General features: G+C 65.6%; 15 protein-coding genes. All 15 read right to left on the bottom strand.

The features are described 5' to 3' along the window. Positions 1–8: 8 nt before the first annotated feature. Positions 9–1,658 carry an isovaleryl-CoA dehydrogenase gene (locus V6M63_RS02295; protein ID WP_332739026.1) on the bottom strand — a complete coding sequence of 550 codons (1,650 nt, stop codon included), beginning with the start codon at positions 1,656–1,658 and terminating at the stop codon, positions 9–11. Between the two features lie 111 nt (positions 1,659–1,769). Beyond that, complete coding sequence (locus V6M63_RS02290) at positions 1,770–2,786, bottom strand: NADP-dependent oxidoreductase (protein WP_332739024.1); 1,017 nt, start codon at positions 2,784–2,786, stop codon at positions 1,770–1,772. A 19-nt stretch (positions 2,787–2,805) separates the two neighbouring features. Beyond that, a complete protein-coding gene (locus V6M63_RS02285; protein ID WP_332739022.1) occupies positions 2,806–3,234 on the bottom strand; it encodes a PaaI family thioesterase in 429 nt (142 codons plus the stop codon). A gap of 121 nt (positions 3,235–3,355) precedes the next feature. Continuing rightward, positions 3,356–4,147 carry an SDR family oxidoreductase gene (locus V6M63_RS02280; protein WP_056266133.1) on the bottom strand — a complete coding sequence of 264 codons (792 nt, stop codon included), beginning with the start codon at positions 4,145–4,147 and terminating at the stop codon, positions 3,356–3,358. Positions 4,148–4,301: 154 nt separating this feature from the next. Then, on the bottom strand, positions 4,302–4,604 hold the full coding sequence (locus V6M63_RS02275) for a Dabb family protein (protein ID WP_332739019.1): 303 nt from the start codon (positions 4,602–4,604) through the stop codon (positions 4,302–4,304). Next, positions 4,604–6,427: an acyl-CoA dehydrogenase gene (locus V6M63_RS02270; protein ID WP_332739017.1), complete on the bottom strand. Its 1,824-nt coding sequence runs from the start codon at positions 6,425–6,427 to the stop codon at positions 4,604–4,606. Before V6M63_RS02270 ends, V6M63_RS02275 begins: the two co-directional genes overlap by 1 nt. Before the next feature lie 178 nt (positions 6,428–6,605). Beyond that, positions 6,606–7,781 carry an acetyl-CoA C-acyltransferase gene (locus tag V6M63_RS02265; protein ID WP_332739015.1) on the bottom strand — a complete coding sequence of 392 codons (1,176 nt, stop codon included), beginning with the start codon at positions 7,779–7,781 and terminating at the stop codon, positions 6,606–6,608. A gap of 20 nt (positions 7,782–7,801) precedes the next feature. Continuing rightward, entirely contained in the window at positions 7,802–9,913 is a 2,112-nt protein-coding gene (locus V6M63_RS02260; protein ID WP_332739013.1) for a 3-hydroxyacyl-CoA dehydrogenase NAD-binding domain-containing protein, read from the bottom strand. A gap of 147 nt (positions 9,914–10,060) precedes the next feature. Beyond that, entirely contained in the window at positions 10,061–10,756 is a 696-nt protein-coding gene (locus tag V6M63_RS02255) for an ABC transporter ATP-binding protein (protein ID WP_332739011.1), read from the bottom strand. Positions 10,757–10,765: 9 nt separating this feature from the next. Continuing rightward, positions 10,766–11,539 (bottom strand): ABC transporter ATP-binding protein, encoded by a 774-nt coding sequence (locus V6M63_RS02250; protein WP_332739008.1) that lies wholly within the window; start codon positions 11,537–11,539, stop codon positions 10,766–10,768. Beyond that, complete coding sequence (locus V6M63_RS02245; protein ID WP_442909521.1) at positions 11,536–12,828, bottom strand: branched-chain amino acid ABC transporter permease; 1,293 nt, start codon at positions 12,826–12,828, stop codon at positions 11,536–11,538. The genes V6M63_RS02250 and V6M63_RS02245 overlap by 4 nt, the downstream gene beginning before the upstream one ends. A gap of 6 nt (positions 12,829–12,834) precedes the next feature. After that, on the bottom strand, positions 12,835–13,857 hold the full coding sequence (locus V6M63_RS02240; RefSeq protein ID WP_332739004.1) for a branched-chain amino acid ABC transporter permease: 1,023 nt from the start codon (positions 13,855–13,857) through the stop codon (positions 12,835–12,837). 134 nt (positions 13,858–13,991) lie between these two features. Continuing rightward, on the bottom strand, positions 13,992–15,224 hold the full coding sequence (locus V6M63_RS02235) for a branched-chain amino acid ABC transporter substrate-binding protein (protein WP_332739002.1): 1,233 nt from the start codon (positions 15,222–15,224) through the stop codon (positions 13,992–13,994). Between the two features lie 152 nt (positions 15,225–15,376). Further along, a complete protein-coding gene (locus V6M63_RS02230) occupies positions 15,377–17,020 on the bottom strand; it encodes a 3-(methylthio)propionyl-CoA ligase (RefSeq protein WP_332739000.1) in 1,644 nt (547 codons plus the stop codon). Between the two features lie 170 nt (positions 17,021–17,190). Beyond that, positions 17,191–18,927 (bottom strand): carboxylesterase/lipase family protein, encoded by a 1,737-nt coding sequence (locus tag V6M63_RS02225; RefSeq protein WP_332738998.1) that lies wholly within the window; start codon positions 18,925–18,927, stop codon positions 17,191–17,193. Positions 18,928–19,005: the final 78 nt, after the last annotated feature.

Below are 19,005 nucleotides of genomic sequence, written 5' to 3'. Positions count from 1 at the left end.
GTCGTTGTTCATGTGGGCATGGCGCGCTGGAGTATGGCGTCGAAGTCGGCACCGGCGCCCAGCGAGCCGAAGCTGTGGCCCCACTGGCCGTCCAGGCGCGAATCGCAAAACGCACTGAACACGGCGGCGGGTGCGGTCTGGGCCAGCAGGGCGGCCTGCACCGCCAGCGCCACGTCTTGCGCCAGGCGGCGGGCTTCCATCTCGCTGGCCATCTCTTCGACGCGGATGGGCAGTTGTGCGGCGAGCCGGTCCAGCGCCGGGTGCATGTTGCGCGAAGGTTCGAGTTCCTGTGCCAGGGCCGCCGCGGCATCCGCTTTGCGCAGCGCGCGCAACAGGTCGATGGCCATGATGTTGCCCGCGCCTTCCCAGATGGAGTTGAGCGGCATCTCGCGGTAGATGCGCGCCATGATGCCCTCGCCGCCCTCCTCCACGTAGCCGTTGCCGCCCAGGCACTCCATGGCTTCCTGCGCGAAGTGGCTGCCGCGCTTGCAGATCCAGAATTTCGCCACGGGTGTGAGCAGGCGGTTCATCACCTGCTCGTGCGGGTCGCTCGCGCGGTCGAAGCTGCGCGCCAGGCGCAGCGCAAGCGCGGTCGCGGCCTCGGATTCGAGGGCCAGGTCGGCCAGCACGTTCTTCATCAGCGGCTGATCGATCAAGGTCTTGCCGAAGGCCTTGCGCTGTGCCGTGTGGTTGAGCGCAATGCCCAGCGCCTGGCGCATCAGGCCGCTGGTGCCGAGCGCGCAGTCCAGCCGCGTCATGGTGCCCATGGCCAGGATCTGCGGGATGCCACGGCCCTCCTCGCCCACCAGCCAGGCGCTGGCACCCACAAATTCCACCTCGGAACTCGCGTTGGCCTTGTTGCCCAGCTTGTCCTTCAGGCGCTGGATGAAGAGCTGGTTGATCGAACCGTCGGGCAAGACGCGCGGCAGGAACAGGCAACTCAGGCCGCTGGTCGTCTGCGCGAGGATCAGGAAGGCGTCGCACATGGGTGCGGAGAAGAACCACTTGTGACCGGTGACGCTGTAGCGCTGGCCCCAGGCATCGCTGCCGGCGGGCTCGGCGCGCGTGGTGTTCGCGCGCACGTCGGAGCCGCCCTGCTTCTCCGTCATGCCCATGCCCATGGTCAGGCCCGCCTTGTCGCGCCAGACCTTGAGTTGCGGGTCGTAGGCGCGGCTGGTGAGGCCCGCTTCCCAGTCTTTGTAGATGGCCGGGTTGTCCTTGAGCGCGGGCGCCACCGCGTAGCTCATGGAGATGGGGCACAGGATGGAGGGTTCGAGTTCGGTGAAGAGCATGAAACCGGCGGCGCGCAACTGGTGGGCATGGCCGGTGGCCTGCTGCTCCGCGGAAAACGCCGTGCCGTGCAGACCGGCCGCGGTGGCTGCGGTCATCAGCGCGTGGTAACTCGGGTGGAACTCGACCTGGTCCACGCGCTGTCCGAAGCGGTTGTGCGTCTTGAGCTGCGGCGTGTGCACATTGGCCAGCCGCGCATGCGTCTGCATCTCGCCGCTGCCCACCACAGCGCCCAGCGCGCGCAGCGGGGCGGTGTCCAGTGCGGGCGCGTTGAACGCCAGCGCCGATTGCATGGCCCGGTTGGCGCCGAACAGGTTGGTATCGACCAGCGGCGAAGGCTGGTTGAACACTTCATGCGTCGCATTCATCACAACACCTCCTTCGAGAGCGGTGCCTTCAGACCAGGCCACCGCGGAACCGGCTCTGCCGGGCCGCCAGTGGCGCCCCCCGGGGGGTGACGCCGAAGGCGGCGCGGGGGGTTACACCAGCTTGACGAGCTGCTTGCCGAAGTTCTTGCCTTTGAGCAAGCCCATGAAAGCTTCGGGTGCTGCGGCCAGACCCTCGGCCACGGTCTCGCGCGGGCGCAGCTTGCCGGTGGCCACCAGCGTGCCCAGCTCGGTCAGCGCCTCGGGCCAGACTTCCATGTGTTCGCTGACGATGAAGCCTTCGATCTTCAGGCGGTTCACCAGGATCAGCGCCGGGTTGGTCAGCGGCAGCGGCTGGCCGTCGTAGCCGGCGATCATCCCGCACACCGCGATGCGGCCGAAGGCGTTCATGCGCAGCAGCACCGCGTCGAGCACCATGCCACCCACGTTTTCAAAGTAGCCGTCGATGCCCTTGGGGCAGACTTCCTTGAGTGCCTTGGCCAGCGACCAGGCGTCCTTGTGCAGCTTGTAGTCGATGCAGGCGTCGAAGCCGAGCTCTTCCACCGCGTACTTGCATTTGTCGGGTCCTCCGGCGATGCCCACCGCACGACAGCCGCGCGCCTTGGCCAGTGCACCGAAGGCACTGCCCACCGCGCCCGTGGCCGCGCTCACCACCACGGTGTCGCCGGCCTTGGGGTTGATGATCTTCACCAGGCCGTACCAGGCGGTCACACCCGGCATGCCGACAGCACCCAGGTAGTACGACAGCGGCACGTGGGTCGTGTCCACCTTGCGCAAGGCACCCACCTGATTCGCGTCGACCACGCTGAACTCCTGCCAGCCGCCCATGCCCACCACCTGGTCACCGGCCTTGAACTTGGGGTGCATGGACTCGACCACTTCGCCCACGGTGCCACCGATCATGACCTCGCCCAAGGCCTGCGAAGCCGCGTAGCTCTTGCTGTCGTTCATGCGCCCGCGCATGTACGGGTCCAGGCTCAGGAAGTGGTGGCGCACCAGCACCTGGCCGTCCTTGAGCGCGGGGGTGTCGGTGGCGACGAGCTTGAAGTTGTCGACGGTGGCTTCGCCCTGGGGGCGGTTGTCGAGCACGATCTGGTGATTGGTGGGCATGTGGTGTCTCCTGTGGAAATCAGTCTGTTGAAATGCGGTTGAAGGGCTGGGCGCTGCCTGGCCCGGTGGCCAGGCGTGGCACCAGCTTGAAGGTGCCGGTGGCGTGTGCACACAGCTGGTTGGCCGCGTTGAAGATGCTGCCTTCGGTGAAGACCATGGTGGCCGTGCGGTGCAACATGCGGCCCTTGGCGCGCAAAGGCCCCTGGGCTGCGCGCATGAAGCTGGTCTTCATCTCGATGGTGACGCAGCCCAGGTCGGGCTCGACCGAGCGCGCCGCGTGTGCCATCACCACATCGAGCAAGGTCATGCTGGCGCCGCCGTGCACCACGTCGAAGGAATTCAGGTGGTCCGGCAACGGATCGAAGGCGATCTCCGCCTCACCGCCTTCGAACTTCAGAAGTTCGAAGCCGAGCAGTTCAACGAAAGGGATGCGGACGGAAAATTTCATGGGTGAACGATACAACCGGATGGATGAAATGTCTGGATCCAGGGCACCGCGGAACCGGCTCTGCCGGGCCGCCAGTGCCGCCCCCTGGGTCGCGCGCAGCGGGGCGGGAGTGGTCCTGGTCTTAGCCCCCGGTGATGATGGACACACCTCCATCGACCGCCAGCCACTGGCCCGTGATGTGTTTGCCGGCGTCGCTCGCGTACAGCAGCGTGAGGCCTTTCAGGTCTTCGTCGTCGCCCAGGCGGCCCAGCGGCGCGTGCGCGGCCAGGCGCTCTTCGCCCATGGCCTTGAGCGTGCCCATGGTCATCTTGCTTGGGAAGAAGCCGGGGCAGATCGCGTTGACGCGGATGCCGTGAGCGCCCCACTCGGCGGCGAGCGCGCGGGTGAAGTTGATCACCGCACCCTTGGAGGTGTTGTAGGCGATGGTCTTCATGTCGCGCGGGTTGCCGCCCAGGCCGGCGATGGAGGCGGTGTTGATGATGCTGCCGGTTCTGCGCGCGATCATGCTGCGCTTGGCCACGATCTGGCTCAGGATGAAGTAGCTGCGCACGTTGAGGTTCATCACCTTGTCCCAGGCGTCCACCGGGTGGTCTTCGGCGGGCGCGCCCCAGGCGGCACCGGCGTTGTTGATCAGGATGTCGATGTCGCCCAGGCGCTGCAGGCTCTCGTCGGCCAGGCGCTGGATGTCTTCCTCCTTCGAACAATCGGCGGCGATCCAGCGGGCGTCGATGTTGGCGGCCTGCAGCTCGGCCGTGGCCGCTTCGAGGTCTTCGGTCTTGCGCGAGCTGATCACCACGCGGGCACCAGCTTCACCCAGCGCGTGGGCCATCTGCAGGCCCAGGCCGCGCGAGCCACCGGTGATGAGGGCGGTCTTGCCCTTGAGGTCGAAGAGTTGGTGGATGGTTCGGGTCATGTTGGTCTCCTTTGGTTTGAGGTATGTCAGACGACGCATGAAGCAGCGCAGGCCAGGGGCACCGAGGGTCCGGCTTTGCCGGCCCCAGGTGCCGTCCCCCTCCAAGCCGAAGGCGCAAGAGAGGGGGAAGCCGCAAAGCGGCGCAGGCGGTGTTTCATGTCTCGTAGTCCATGCACTGGCGTTCGAGCACGACCTTTCGCATGAACGGCTTCAACGCCACATGCGAAGGATGCGTCTGGTACGCCGCGAGCGCTGCGCGGTCGGTGAAGCTGCTGTTGAGCACCAGATCGTAGGTGCCCTCCAGACCCGGCTGGGCCGTGGCCACTTCAAAGCGTTCGATGCCGGGCACCAACTGCGCGCAGGCATCGAGCAGGGCCTTGGCTTTCGCGATGTTGGTGGCCTTGTCGCCCTCCGCGCCCAGATCCTTGATCTTCCACATGACGATGTGATGCAGCATCAGAAGGCCTCCTCGGGCAGGGCCGCACAGGTCTGGTCGCGGCTGCTCACCACCTGCAGCCAGGCACCGGTTTTCGGCAGCTCGTAGTGGAAGAAGAAGCGCATGGCGGCGAGACGCCCGGTGCGTGCGCTCGACTCGGGTGCTGCGTGCGCGGCCAGCGCCACGTCCAGCCAGACCCAGGCCAGCACCGTGTGGCCGAAGGCCTGCAGGTAGGGCACGGCATTGGCCAGCGCGTCGGTCGGTTCACCGGTGGCCCAGGCCGCCTTGGTGGCGGCACCCACCTGCGCGAGCGCCTGGCCCAGCGCGTCGGCATGGGCCGCCAATTCGGGAATGTGGATCGCGCGCTGAATGGTGTCGTTGATGCGCCCGGCCAGCAGCGTGAGGCCCTTGCCGCCCTCCATCAGCACCTTGCGGCCCAGCAGGTCCATGGCCTGGATGCCGTGCGTGCCCTCGTGGATCATGTTCAGGCGGTTGTCGCGCCAGTACTGCTCCACCGGAAAGTCGCGCGTGTAGCCGTAGCCGCCGTGGATCTGGATCGCGAGGCTGTTCGCTTCCAGGCACCACTCGCTCGGCCAGCTTTTGGCGATGGGCGTGAGCACCTCCAGCAGCAGGCGCGCATCGTCGGCCGTGGCGGCATCGGCCGTGTGTTGTTCGTCCACCAGGCGCGCGCAGTACAGCTCGAGCGCGAGCGCGCCTTCGCAATACGACTTCTGCGCCAGCAGCATGCGCTTGACGTCGGCGTGTTCGATGATGCGCACGGGTGCCTGCGCCGGGTCCTTGCCGGCCGGGCCCATGGGGCGGCCCTGTGGGCGGTTCTTCGCGTAGTCCAGGCTGGCGAGGTAACCCGCCATGCCCAGCATGGTCGCGGCCATGCCCACGCCAATGCGGGCCTCGTTCATCATGTGGAACATGCAGTGCAGGCCCTTGCCGGCCTGCCCCACCAGGTAGCCCACGGCGCCCGCTTCTCCGCCTACGGGGTACTTGCCCTCGCCGAAGTTGAGCAGCGTGTTGGTGGTGCCGCGCCAGCCGCACTTGTGGTTCAGGCCGGCCAGCGCGACGTCGTTGCGCTCGCCGGTCAGTTCACCCGCGGCGTTCACCATTTTCTTGGGCACGATGAAGAGCGAAATGCCACGCGTGCCCGGCACCAGCTTGCCGTGCTCATCCGGAATCTTGGCCAGCACCAGGTGGATGATGTTGTCGGTCAGCTCGTGTTCGCCGGCCGAGATCCACATCTTGTTGCCCTTGAGGCGGTAGCGTGGGCCGAGCGGGTCGTCGGCGAAATCGGCGCCATCGGGCACGGCGCGCGTGGACACGTCGCTCAAGCTGGAACCCGCCTGTGGCTCCGACAGGCACATGGTCCCCGAGAAACGGCCGCTGAATTCGTTGAGCGCAAACACCTGCTTCTGCATCTCGGTGCCGTGCACCATGAGCAGGTTGGCGTTGCCGGTGGTGAGCATGCCGCTGCCGATGCTGACCGAGGCCATGGCAAAGAACGCGTTGGCCGCGGCCTCCACCGTGTAGGGCAACTGCATGCCACCCACGTCGTAGTCCTGCGCAGCGCTCAGCATGCCCGAGGCAGCGTAGGCCTTCTGCGCGTCGTGCGTGGCCTGCGGCAGGATCACGCGCTCGCCGTCGAAATGCGGCTCCTGCGTGTCCACCAGCCGGTTGAAGGGTGCGTACTTTTCGCGCGCGATGCGTTCGCAGGTGTCGAGCACCGCGTCAAACGTTTCGCGGCTGTGGTCCGCGAAACGCTCGCGCTGCTGCAGCGTCTCGACGTGCAGCCAGTCGTGCAGCAGGAAGTCGACGGTCGGGCGAAGGCTCATAGAGGTGATCCATCTCGCAAACAGCAAAAAGCAACTGAAGACCCGCGCTCATCCGAGGCGCGTGCCCCAACCCAGGAGGCCGTGGAACCGGCTCCGCCGGGCCACAGGCATCGCCCCCCTCCGGGGGGTGACGCCGAAGGCGGCGCGGGGGGTGTTGTACCCCGCGCAGCGCGCGGGTTTACAACACTTCAAATACACCAGCGGCACCCATGCCGCCGCCGATGCACATGGTCACCACGACACGCTTTGCGCCGCGGCGCTTGCCTTCGATCAGCGCGTGGCCGGTCAGGCGCTGGCCCGACACGCCGTAGGGGTGGCCCACGGCGATCGCGCCGCCGTTCACGTTGAGCTTGTCGCCCGGAATGCCCAGCTTGTCGCGGCAGTAGATCACCTGCACCGCGAAAGCTTCGTTGAGTTCCCACAGGTCGATGTCGCTCACCTTCAGGCCCAGGCGCGCGAGCACCTTGGGGATGGCGAACACCGGGCCGATGCCCATTTCATCGGGCTCGCAGCCGGCGACCGCGAAACCGAGGAAACGGCCCAGGGGCGTGAGGCCGCGCTTCTCGGCCAGGGTCTCGTTCATGATCACGCAGGCGCCGCCGCCATCGCTGAACTGGCTGGCATTGCCAGCCGAGACCAGACCGCCCGGCAGCGCCGAGCGCAGGCCGTGGATGCCTTCAAACGTGGTGCCGGCGCGGATGCCTTCGTCGTTCTCCACCGTCACCTGCTTGGTGGTGAGACCCATGACCTTGTCGGCCACGCCGGCGGTCACGGTGATGGGGGCGATCTCGGCCTTGAACAGACCGGCTTCCAGCGCTGCCGTGGCCCGCTGCTGGCTGGCCGCGCCGTACTCGTCCATGGCATCGCGGCCGATGTTGTAGCGCTTGGCCACCTGCTCGGCGGTCTGCAGCATGTTCCAGTAGATCTCGGGCTTGTTCTTGGCCAGCCATGGGTCGGCCAGCATGTGCGTGTTCATCTCCTGCTGCACGCAGGAGATGCTCTCCACGCCGCCGGCCACGTACACGTCGCCCTCGCCGGCAATGATGCGCTGTGCGGCCATGGCAATGGTCTGCAGGCCGGACGAGCAGAAGCGGTTGACCGTCATGCCCGAGGTGGTGATGGGCAGGCCGGCGCGCAATGCAATCTGGCGTGCGATGTTGGCGCCGGTGGCGCCCTCGGGGTTGGCGCAGCCCATGATGACGTCGTCCACTTCGGCGGCCTCGATGCCGGCGCGGGCAACGGCGTGCTGCACCGCGTGGCCGCCGAGGGTGGCTCCGTGGGTCATGTTGAAGGCGCCCTTCCAGCTCTTGGCCAGGGGTGTGCGGGCGGTGGAAACGATGACGGCGTTGGTCATGATGAATTCCTAAAAGTTGTTCAGTTGAAGGTCTTGCCTTCGGCGACCAGGCGCGCCAGCAGCGGTGCTGGCTCCCAGAATTTCGCGTCGTCCAGCGGGTTCTTGGCAAAGCGCTTCATGCTCTGCACCACGTTGAACAGGCCCACCGTGTCGGCGTAGATCATCGGGCCGCCGCGGTGCGCGGGGAAGCCGTAGCCGAAGATATAGACCACGTCGATGTCGCTGGCCTTGTTGGCGATGCCCTCTTCCAGGATGTGCGCGGCCTCGTTCACCAGCGAATACACCAGGCGCTGCACGATTTCCTCGTCGGAGATCTTGCGGGGTGTGATGCCCAGGCTCTTGCGGTGGTCCTCGATCATCTTCACCACCTCGGCGTTCGGGATCGCGTCGCGCTTGCCCGGCACGTAGTCGTACCAGCCGGCACCGGTCTTCTGGCCGAAGCGGCCCTTCTCGCACAGCAGGTCGGCCGTCTTGCTGTATTTCATGTCCGGCTTTTCCTGGTAGCGGCGCTTGCGGATCGCCCAGCCGATGTCGTTGCCGGCCAGGTCGCCCATGCGGAACGGGCCCATGGCCATGCCGAACTTTTCCATCGCCTTGTCGACCTGCTCGGGCGTGCAGCCTTCGTCGAGCAGGAAACCGCCCTGGCGGCCGTACTGCTCGATCATGCGGTTGCCGATGAAGCCGTCGCACACGCCGGAGACCACCGCGGTCTTCTTGATCTTCTTGGCCACGGTCATCACGGTGGCCATCACATCCTTGGCGGTCTTCTCGCCGCGCACCACTTCCAGCAGCTTCATCACGTTGGCCGGGCTGAAGAAGTGCAGGCCCACCACGTCCTGCGGGCGTTTGGTGAACGAGGCGATCTTGTTGACGTCGAGCGTCGAGGTGTTGGAGGCCAGGATCGCGCCGGGCTTCATCACGCGGTCGAGTTCCTTGAACACGGCTTCCTTGACGCCGATCTCTTCGAACACCGCCTCGATCACGAGGTCGGCCTCCTTGAGGTCGTCGTAGCTCAGCGTGGTGCTCAAAAGCGCCATGCGCTGTTCGTACTTGTCCTGCTTGAGCTTGCCCTTCTTGACCTGCGCTTCGTAGTTCTTGCGGATGGTCGCCAGACCCCGGTCCAGCGCTTCCTGCTTCATCTCCAGCATCTTCACCGGGATGCCGGCGTTGAGGAAGTTCATGGCGATGCCGCCACCCATGGTGCCGGCGCCGATGACGGCCACCGAGGCGATCTCGCGCTTCGGGGTGTCTTCCGGCACGTCAGGAATCTTGCTCGCGGCGCGTTCTGCGGTGAACAGGTGGCGCAGCGCGCGGCACTCGGGTGTCCACATCAGGTTGATGAAGATCTCGCGCTCGAAGGCCATGCCGTCGTCGAATTTCTTCTTGGTCGCGGCTTCCACCGCGTCCACGCACTTGGCGGGCGCGGGGAAGTTCTTCGACATGCCCTTGACCATGTTGCGGGCGAACTGGAAGTACGCATCACCCAGCGGGTGCTTGCACGGCAGGTTGCGCACCTTGGGCAGCGCGCTGCCATCGGCATGCTTGGCGGCCATCTCGCGCGCCAGCGCCAGGGCTTCCTCGGCCAGGCTTTCGGGCGAAGCGGCCATCTTGTCGAACAACTTCTGGCCGGGCAGCATGGCCAGCATTTCGCTCTTCACCGGCTCGCCGCTCACGATCATGTTGAGCGCAGGCTCCACGCCCAGGGCGCGCGGCAGGCGCTGCGTGCCACCGGCGCCAGGGATCAGGCCAAGCTTCACTTCAGGCAGCGCAATGCTCGTGCCGGGCGCGGCAATGCGGTAGTGGCAACCCAGGGCCAGTTCCAGGCCACCACCCATGGCGACGCTGTGCATGGCGGCGATGACGGGTTTGGACGTGTTTTCCACGGCGAGGATCACGGAGAGCAGGTTGGGCTCGGCCAGTGCCTTGGGCGAGCCGAATTCACGGATGTCGGCACCGCCCGAAAACGCCTTGCCGGCGCCGGTGATCACGATGGACTTCACGGCCGGATCGGCCTCCGCCTTCTCCAGGCCAGCGGCGATGCCCTGGCGCGTGGAAAGACCCAGACCGTTGACCGGCGGGTTGTTCATGGTGATGACGGCGACATCGCCGTGGACCTGGTACTCAGCGGTCATGGAATCTCCTTCGTTGTTGGCGGAAACGGGTGCCCGGGGGCATTGACTGTGATGTTCTTCCCGAAAAAGAACGATCGTTCGATTCTAGGAACTTGCTGCGCTGCCGCAAGGCCCACTTGTCGCCAGCGAGTCAGGCAGCGCGGGCGTTCAGACTTCCAACCATTCCTTGCGCACTTGGGAATCGGCGCGAAGAGTTTCCGGCGTTCCCTCGAACACGATGCTGCCGTGCCCCATGACCAGCACCCGGTCGGAGATGCTCAGGGCGATGGTGAGCTTCTGCTCGATCAGCAGCACCGACACGCCGCGTGCCTTGAGCTTCTGGAGGTACTCGGCCACCAATTCCACGATCTTGGGCGCAAGGCCTTCGGTGGGCTCGTCGATGATGATGAGGTCGGGGTCGCCCATGAGGGTGCGGCACAGCGTGAGCATCTGCTGTTCGCCGCCCGAGAGCACGCCCGCTTCGGTGTGCTCGCGCTCCTTCAGGCGGGGGAACATGGCGTACATGTCGTCGAAGCTCCAGCGGGCACCCAGCCCCTTGCCCTTCTGGCCGAGCAGCAGGTTCTGGTGCACGGTGAGCTTGGGGAAGATGTCGCGGTTTTCGGGCACATGGCCAATGCCGAGGTGCGCAATCTCAAACGGCTTCTTGCCCAGGATGGGCTTGCCTTGCCATGCCACGCTGCCGGTGGCTTCCACCAGGCCCATGATGGCCTTGGCGGTGGTCGAGCGGCCCGAGCCGTTGCGCCCGAGCAGGGCCACGATCTCGCCCTTGCCGACAGAAAAATGCACGCCGTGCAGCACGTGGCTCTTGCCGTAGTAGGCGTGAAGGTCTTGTATCTCAAGCATGGTGTGTCCTCAGTGGCCTGCCGCCTGTTGATCCGCCAGCACCGAGCCCAGGTAGGCTTCCTGCACACGCGGGTTGGCGCGCACGGCTTCGGGTGTGTCGAAGGCGATCACCTCGCCGTACACCACCACGGCGATGCGGTCGGCCAGGCCGAACACCACACCCATGTCGTGCTCCACCGTCAGCAGCGTCTTGCCCACCGTCACCTCGCGGATCAGGTCGATGAAGCGGCTGGTTTCGCTCTTGCTCATGCCGGCCGTGGGCTCATCCAGCAGGATCACCTGCGCGCCGCCGGCGATGGTGATGCCGATCTCCAGCGCGCGCTGCTCGGCGTAGGTGAGGTTCATGGCCAGCGTGTCGTGCTTGCGCTCCAGGTGGATCATGCGCATGAGCTCTTCGGCGCGGTCGTTGGCGTCCTTGAGGTTGGCGAGGAACTTCAGGAAGGTGTACTTGTAGCCCAGGCTCCAGAGCACGCCGCAGCGCAGGTTCTCGAACACGCTGAGCTTGGGGAAGATGTTGGTGATCTGGAAGCTGCGCGAGAGGCCCAGGCGGTTGATCTCGAACGGCTTCAAGCCGTTGATGCGGTGGCCGCCCAGCATCACGTCGCCGCTGCTGGGCTCGAAACGGCCCGAGATCAGGTTGAACAGCGTGGATTTGCCCGCGCCGTTGGGGCCGATGATGGCCACGCGCTCGCCCGGGCTCACCACCAGGTTGACGCCGCGAATGATGTCGGTCTTGCCGAAGCTCTTGCGCAGATCGCGCAATTCGAGGGCGGGTGTCGTCATATTGCCTCCCGCTGTTGCGTGTGTTTTTCGATCGTCACCTGGATGTCGTGCCACTGGAGCATGAAGCGCCGGCGCGCCCACTCGAACAGCGCCAACCCGACCGCCAGCACCACCACGGCACCGACCCAGCTCACCGCGCTCTTGGCATCCAGCTCCACGCCGAAGAAGCGCAGCAGCGTGTCTTGCCCGGCGTTGAGCTGCAGGTGGTACATCATTTCAATCATGGCGCCCGCGCCGGCAAACATGACCAAGCCAAACAGCGCCAGCAACACATAGCTGCCGAGCACGCGTTTGAGCAAACCGTAGGCCGCCACGCGCACGTTCATCATGATGAGGCTGGCCACGCCACCGGGCGCGTACATCACCATGAACAGGAAGATCAGGCCCAGATAGAGCAGCCAGGCCTTGGTCAACTCGGAGAGCAGCACCGAGGCGAGCACCATGAGGATGCCGCCGATGATGGGACCAAAGAAAATGGTGGCACCGCCCAGAAAGGTAAACAGCAGATAGGCACCAGAGCGCCCGGCGCCCACCACCTCCGCCGTGACGATTTCAAAAACGATCGCCCCCAGGCCGCCTGCGATGCCGGCGAAAAAGCCCGCGATCATGAAGGACAGGTAGCGCACCTTTTGCGTGTTGTAGCCAATGAACTCCACCCGCTCCGGGTTGTCGCGCACGGCGTTGAGGATGCGGCCCAGTGGGGTGCGGGTGAACGCAAACATGAGACCCACGCAGACGAAGGTGTACATCGCGACCAGAAAATAAACCTGCCGCGGCGGCCCAAACGTGATCCCCATGAAGGCCTCGCCCACCACCCGGTTGCCCGACACCCCCGCTTCACCGCCGAAGAATTCGGAGAACATCAGCGACATGGCGAACACCAGCTCGGCCATGCCCAGCGTGATCATGGCAAAGGTGGTTCCAGCCTTCTTGGTGGTGACATAACCAAACAGGATCGCGAAAAACAGCCCGGCCACGCCCCCCACCAGAGGCAGCAAGGTCACGGGAATCGGAAAGTGTCCATCCGTGATGGCATTGAGCGCGTGCATGGCCACATAGGATCCCAGCCCGGTGTAGACCGCATGGCCGAAGCTCAGCATGCCGCCCTGTCCCAGCAGGATGTTGTAGGACAGGCACGCAATGATCGCGATGCCCATCTGCGACAGCATGCTGGTCGAGAGGCTGCTGGTGAATACAAAAGGCGCTGCCAGCAGCAACGCGGCAAAAAGGGACCAGACGGTCCAGCGGCCCTTGTTGAAGCCGGTTGTGGTGTGTTGCATGTTGCTCATCTCGGGTCAGCCCTCTCGCGTGCCAAGCAGGCCTTTGGGGCGGAAGATCAGGATCAGCACCAGGAACAGGTAGGGCAGGATCGGCGCCACTTGCGACAGGGTGAGCTTGACCACCGAGTTCTCCTTGGTGGCGTCCGAGAGTTCAAGCCCGAGCTGTTGCGCCAGGCTGATGAAGGAGTAGTCGAAGGCGACCGCGAAGGTCTGGATCACGCCGATGAGCAGGGAAGCCAGGAACGCGCCCGAGAGCGATCCCATGCCGCCGACGACCACCACGACGAAGATCACCGAACCCACCGTGGCGGCCATGGCCGGCTCGGTCACGAAGGTGCTGCCGCCAATGACCCCGGCAAGGCCCGCCAGGCCGGTACCCGCGCCAAACACCAGCATGAACACACGCGGCACGTTGTGTCCCAGGCTCTCCACCGTTTCAGGGTGGGTGAGCGCCGCCTGGATCACCAAACCGATGCGGGTGCGCGTGAGCAGCAGCCACAGCGAGAGCAGCATCAGCAGGGCCACCAGCATCATGAAACCGCGCGTGGCCGGAAACGGCGAGCAGATCGCGCCAGCGGCCGAACACACGTCGCTGGCGGCTGCGCCCCAGACCATATGCAGGGAATCGTCGGCCAGGTGCACCAGCGTGAAGGCCGGGCCGCGCAATGCCTCGGGCGGCGCGAAGTCCAGCGCCGTGCGGCCCCAGACCAGTTGCACCACCTCCAGCAGGATGTACGAAAAACCGAAGGTCACCAGCAGTTCGGGCACGTGACCGAACTTGTGCACCTTGCGCAGTGTGAGGCGCTCGAACACGGCCCCCATGGCACCCACCAGCAGCGGCGCCACGATGAGGGCGGGCCAGAAGCCGATCCAGTTGGACAGCGTGTAGCCCATGTAGGCGCCGACCATGTAAAAACTGGCGTGCGCAAAATTGAGGACGCCCATCATGCTGAAGATGAGGGTCAGCCCCGAGCTCAACATGAACAGCAACAGGCCGTAGCTGACTCCATTGAGCATGGAGATGATGAAGAACTCCATGAAGTTCGCCTTTCGTGGCTGGTGTGTCAGCCTTCGGAGCACGGTGAAAACAAACCAGCGCCTGAAACGGCGCTGGTTCTACCCAAGAGGACCACCCCGCACGAGACCGGGTTCGTGCATGGCGGTCCTGTCGATCAGCCCGGCCGCTTCATCTGGCAGCTGGTCGGCGTGCTGGACACGTAGGACGGGTATTCCTTGACGGGTGCCAGCGTCATGCCGGTGTTTTCCGGGCTGTAGGGGTACTTCTTGTCGGCTTTCTGCCAGACCGCAATGAACAGGGGTTGCTGCAACTGGTGATCGAGCTTGCGCATTTCCACTTCGCCGTTGAAGCCCTTGAACTTCAGGCCTTCCAGCGCCACCGCCACTTTCACCGGGTCGGTGGACTTGGCCTTGGCCATGGCTTCGGACACGGCGGCGTAGGCCAGCGGAATTGCGCCGGTGTACATGTCGTCCTTGTACCGGGCCTTGAACTCGTCGGCCCACTTGCCCATCTGGCCGCCCATGTTGTAGTGCTGGTAGGCCACCTGGTACACACGGCCTTCGCCACCGGTGCCCAGCGCGGTGGGGGTGCCCGTCACGCCGGTGTAGTAGGTGTAGAACTTGCCCGTGTAGCCACCTTCGTTGGCGGCCTTCACCAGCAGCGCGAGATCGGAACCCCAGTTGCCCGTGATCACGGTGTCGGCGCCCGAGGCCTTGATCTTGGCGACGTAAGGAGCGAAGTCACGCACCTGCGCCAGCGGGTGCAGGTCTTCGCCGACGATCTTCACGTCGGGGCGCTTGCGCGAGAGGTTTTCCTTGGCAAAACGCGCGACCTGCTGGCCATGCGAGTAGTTCTGGTTGAGCAGGTAGACGTTCTTGACGTCGGGCTGGTCCTTCATGAAGGTGGTCATGGCCTCCATCTTCATGGAGGTGTCTGCGTCGAAGCGGAAGTGCCAGTAGTTGCACTTGCTGTTGGTGAAATCGGGGTCGACCGCGGCGTAGTTCAGGAAGATCACCTCCTTGCCGGGGTTGCGTTCGTTGTGCTTGCTGACCGCATCGATCAGCGCGCCGGCCACCGAGGAGCCGTTGCCCTGCGCGATGTAGCGCACGCCCTGGTCGAGCGCGGCCTTGAAGTTGTTCAGGCTCTCGGCGGGGCTGAGCTTGTTGTCAAAGCCGACCACCTCGAACTTCACGCCGGCCGGATTCGACTGGGTGAACTTCTCGGCGAAGAACTGCCAGCTCTTGAGCTGGTTGTTGCCCACGGGGCCCATCAGGCCGGTCTGTGGGTCGATCAGGGCGATCTTGACGGTCTCGCCCTTCTGGGCTTGCGCGGCGAGGGCGCAGGCGAGCAGCGATGCTGCGGTGAGGCTCTTGATGGCGAAATGCATTGTTTGTCTCCTGTTGGTTTGGGAATCCGCTTGCAGCTTACAAGCCTGCTGCGGTGCAGCACTCAGGGATAGCCCCTAGGGGCTATCGCACTGGCGACTGTGGGGGATGAAGGGTGGTGGTCTGGCGACTTCCACCCGTCGGAAAGGTGGGTTCAGATCCCTGGGAGCACGTAGTCCTTGAGCTGTTGGCGCAACGTCATCTTCTGCATCTTGCCGGTGGCGCCCAGCGGGATCGCGTCGACGAACACCACGTCGTCCGGGATCTGCCACTTCGCGGTCTTGCCCTCGAAGAAGGCCAGCAACTCCTCGCGCGTGACCTCGGCACCCGGCTTCTTCACCACCACCACGATGGGCCGCTCGTCCCACTTGGGGTGGCGCATGCCCACGCAGGCCGCCATGGCCACGGCCGGGTGGGCCATGGCGATGTTCTCCACGTCGATCGAGCTGATCCACTCGCCGCCGGACTTGATCACGTCCTTGCTGCGATCGGTGATCTGCATGAAGCCGTCGGCATCGATGGTGGCCACGTCGCCGGTGGGGAACCAGCCCTGGCCCTGGGCGTCGTAGCGCAGCGGATCGCCGCCCTCGCCCTTGAAGTAGCTGGCGATGATCCAGGGGCCGCGCACCAGCAGGTCGCCGTAGCTCTTGCCGTCCCAGGGCAACTCCTCGCCGGCCTCGTCAACGATCTTCATGTCCACGCCGTACACCGCACGGCCCTGCTTGAGCAGGATCTTGTGCTGCTCCTCGGGCGGCAGCGCCAGCTGGGCGTTTTTCAGCGAGCACACGGTGCCCAGCGGCGACATCTCGGTCATGCCCCAGGCGTGGATCACGGCCACGCCGTACTGGTCGTTGAAGGCTTTCATCATGGCCGGCGGGCAGGCCGAGCCCCCGATCACGGTGCTCTTGAGCGTGCTGAACTTCAGGTTGTTGGCCTGCAGGTGGCCCAGCAGCATCTGCCACACCGTGGGCACGCCCGCGGCCATGGTCACCTTCTCGGACTCCAGCAGTTCGTAGATCGACTTGCCGTCCATCGCCGGGCCGGGGAACACCAGCTTGCAGCCGGTGGCCGCGGCCGAGTACGGCAGGCCCCAGGCGTTGACGTGGAACATGGGCACCACCGGCAACACGCTGTCGCGCGCGCTCAGGCTCAGAGCGTCGGGCAGGGCCGCGGTGAACGCGTGCAGGATGGTGGAACGGTGCGAGTACAGCGCGGCCTTGGGGTTGCCGGTGGTGCCGCTCGTGTAGCACATGCTGGAGGCCGAGTTCTCGTCGAACGTGGGCCAGTGGTAGGTGTCGGGCTGGTTGGCTATCCAGGCTTCGTAGCTCTGCAGGCCGGCCAAGCCACTGTCGGCGGGCAGTTTGTCGGCGTCGCACAGCGCGATCCAGTGCTTGACCGTGGGGCATTTGGCCGCCACCGCCTTCACCAGTGGCAGGAACGTCATGTCGAAGCAGATCGCCTTGTCTTCGGCGTGGTTCACGATCCAGGTGAGCTGGTCGGGGTGCAGACGCGGGTTGAGCGTGTGCAGCACGTGGCCGGTGCCGCTGACACCGAAGTACAGCTCCAGGTGGCGGTAACCGTTCCAGGCCAGTGTGGCCACGCGGTCACCAAAGGCCAGATCGAGGCTGTTCAGCGCGTTGGCCACCTTGCGGGAGCGCACGGCGATCTGGCCCCAGTTGCTGCGGTGGATGTCCCCCTCGACACGGCGGGACACGATCTCGCCGCTGGCGTGGTGCCGCTCGGCGTGCACGATCAGTGTCGAAATCAAAAGGGGTTGGCTCTGCATTTGGCCCAGCATGGGAAGTCTCCTGTCGATGAAGTTTTGGGGAATCGACTTCATCGTAGCGGTTTGCTCCGCACGGTGACCGAGGGCTTCCACGGGAGGAAGGCCCTCGGTGTCCATTGCGGGACATGGTCTTTCGTTTGGCCTCGACGCAGCATGGCGGCCAACGGTGGGAATGGAACCGATCACGGCACCGTGCTGATCTGCGCGTCGGTGAGTGACGCATCGAAGTGCAACTGGCCGGGCCACGGTTGCCAGGTGGCGCCCAGCGTGGCGTGGTTGGGGTTGCCGGTGCGCGCGAAGCTGCCCAGCGTGGCCATCATGCGGGCCGAGAGGGCCAGCCGACCGGGCTGGTTGGCGCTGCTGTTGGTGGCGTTGGAGAACACCGAGGGTCCGAAATTGCCGAAGAGAAACGGCAGGTCGAACGCATGGGCGGCCCCATACACCGTGTTCCAGGGCGCGGGCTGCTGCGCCCAGTCGAACTGGTAGTACCAGACGTCGGCCTGCTGCGCCTTGAGCGTGTCGAGCACGTTGTCCCGGCTGGGCGCCATGAAGGCGGCGGCCAGCTGCGCGGTGCGGGCGGACCACCCGGTCACCGGCGTGTTCGACGGCAGGTAGGCCGCGTCGATGATGTCGCCCTCGGTCAACAGCGTGGGCGCGTCGGGGTTGAACGCGGCCATCAGGTTGAAGCGGTCGGCGTCGTTGATCTTGAAGCCCGGCGGGCCACCGAACAGGGTGAGGAAGGGTGCGAACAGCTTGCCCTCCTCGCCCGTGTTGCCCGCGAGCACGGGCACCTTGTTGTAGAGACCTGCCGCCATGGCGGCGATCGGGTCGGTGGGCAGCACGTTGCCGTCGGGGATGGGACCCGAGCCGGTGAGGCCGTTCACCAGCACGGTGGTGAGGATGGTGCCACCGGCCTTGCCGCGCAGGTAGTCGGCGATCTGGGTTGACGACTGCGTGGCGATCCAGGCCTGAGCGGCGAGCAGGTCGGCCGCCAGGCCGTCGGCGATCACCAGCCGCGCCAGCAGGCCGTTGCTCTGCGCCAGGTAGGTGCTGGCCGGGTTCAGCGTGGGAATGCTGCCCAGCGGCAGGTTGCTCGCCAGCGAGATGCCACCCGACAGCGGCACGGCCTTGTGAAAGAGGCCGGCGCCCAGCGGCGAGGCCATCAACGCCCAGACGTTGATCGCGCCGGCGGACTGCCCCATCAGCGTCACGTTGCCGGCGTTGCCACCGAAAGCCGACGCATTCTGTTGCACGAACTTCAGGCCCTGCACGATGTCGAGCAGCGCGAAGTTGCCGGAGTCCTCCGCGCTGTTCGTGCCGGTCTTGAGCTGCGGCAGGTTCATGAAGCCCAGCACGCCCACGCGGTAGTTCAGCGTCACCACCACCGCGTTGGCGCTGCGCGCCAGGGCCGCGCCGTCGTACACCGGGTCGGCGGTGTAACCCGAGATGTTGCTGCCACCGTAGACGAACACGATCACCGGCAGCCCGGTGGTGTCGCTGGCGGGGCGCCACACGTTGAGCGTGAGGCAGTCTTCGTTGCCCACCGGGGTGTTGAGCGTGGTGGCGATGGTGGCGTCGTAGGTGTTGTTCGTGCCCGGCCCGTAGATGCGGCCGTTCTGCAGACAGGCGTGGCCGAAGGCCGTGGTCTGGCGCATGCCGTTCCAGGCGGCGGGGGCCACGGGCGCCTTCCAGCGCAACGGGCCCACCGGCGCCTGCGCGTAGGGGATGCCCTTCCAGGCATAGGTGCCGGAGGTGCTCGCGTCGTTGCTGCCCTTCACCGTGCCGTAGGTGGTCTGTCGCACCTCGGGCAGGGGCGCGGGCGCGGCGGGAGTTGGGTCGGACCCGCCGCCGCACGCGGCCAGCAACACGAAGGCAGCGCCCACGACCCAACCCAGCCTCATCGATGTGCTCTTGATCATGTCTTGTCTCCTGTTTTCGGGGGTAAACAACAGCTTGCGCGGCGCTCCGAAATCCCGTTGAATCCGGTGCTCGTCGGC

Source organism: Hydrogenophaga sp., assembly GCF_036675665.1.
Lineage (GTDB): Bacteria > Pseudomonadota > Gammaproteobacteria > Burkholderiales > Burkholderiaceae_C > Hydrogenophaga.
Note: the sequence above shows the minus strand (reverse complement) of the source record. Positions and strands in the feature narration are given on the sequence as shown.

Coding starts and splice junctions, on each gene's coding strand:
- V6M63_RS02295 (WP_332739026.1), bottom strand. CDS start 1,658: ATGAATGCGACGCATGAAGTGTTCAACCAGCCTTCGCCGCTGGTCGAT.
- V6M63_RS02290 (WP_332739024.1), bottom strand. CDS start 2,786: ATGCCCACCAATCACCAGATCGTGCTCGACAACCGCCCCCAGGGCGAA.
- V6M63_RS02285 (WP_332739022.1), bottom strand. CDS start 3,234: ATGAAATTTTCCGTCCGCATCCCTTTCGTTGAACTGCTCGGCTTCGAA.
- V6M63_RS02280 (WP_056266133.1), bottom strand. CDS start 4,147: ATGACCCGAACCATCCACCAACTCTTCGACCTCAAGGGCAAGACCGCC.
- V6M63_RS02275 (WP_332739019.1), bottom strand. CDS start 4,604: ATGCTGCATCACATCGTCATGTGGAAGATCAAGGATCTGGGCGCGGAG.
- V6M63_RS02270 (WP_332739017.1), bottom strand. CDS start 6,427: ATGAGCCTTCGCCCGACCGTCGACTTCCTGCTGCACGACTGGCTGCAC.
- V6M63_RS02265 (WP_332739015.1), bottom strand. CDS start 7,781: ATGACCAACGCCGTCATCGTTTCCACCGCCCGCACACCCCTGGCCAAG.
- V6M63_RS02260 (WP_332739013.1), bottom strand. CDS start 9,913: ATGACCGCTGAGTACCAGGTCCACGGCGATGTCGCCGTCATCACCATG.
- V6M63_RS02255 (WP_332739011.1), bottom strand. CDS start 10,756: ATGCTTGAGATACAAGACCTTCACGCCTACTACGGCAAGAGCCACGTG.
- V6M63_RS02250 (WP_332739008.1), bottom strand. CDS start 11,539: ATGACGACACCCGCCCTCGAATTGCGCGATCTGCGCAAGAGCTTCGGC.
- V6M63_RS02245 (WP_442909521.1), bottom strand. CDS start 12,828: ATGAGCAACATGCAACACACCACAACCGGCTTCAACAAGGGCCGCTGG.
- V6M63_RS02240 (WP_332739004.1), bottom strand. CDS start 13,857: ATGGAGTTCTTCATCATCTCCATGCTCAATGGAGTCAGCTACGGCCTG.
- V6M63_RS02235 (WP_332739002.1), bottom strand. CDS start 15,224: ATGCATTTCGCCATCAAGAGCCTCACCGCAGCATCGCTGCTCGCCTGC.
- V6M63_RS02230 (WP_332739000.1), bottom strand. CDS start 17,020: ATGCTGGGCCAAATGCAGAGCCAACCCCTTTTGATTTCGACACTGATC.
- V6M63_RS02225 (WP_332738998.1), bottom strand. CDS start 18,927: ATGATCAAGAGCACATCGATGAGGCTGGGTTGGGTCGTGGGCGCTGCC.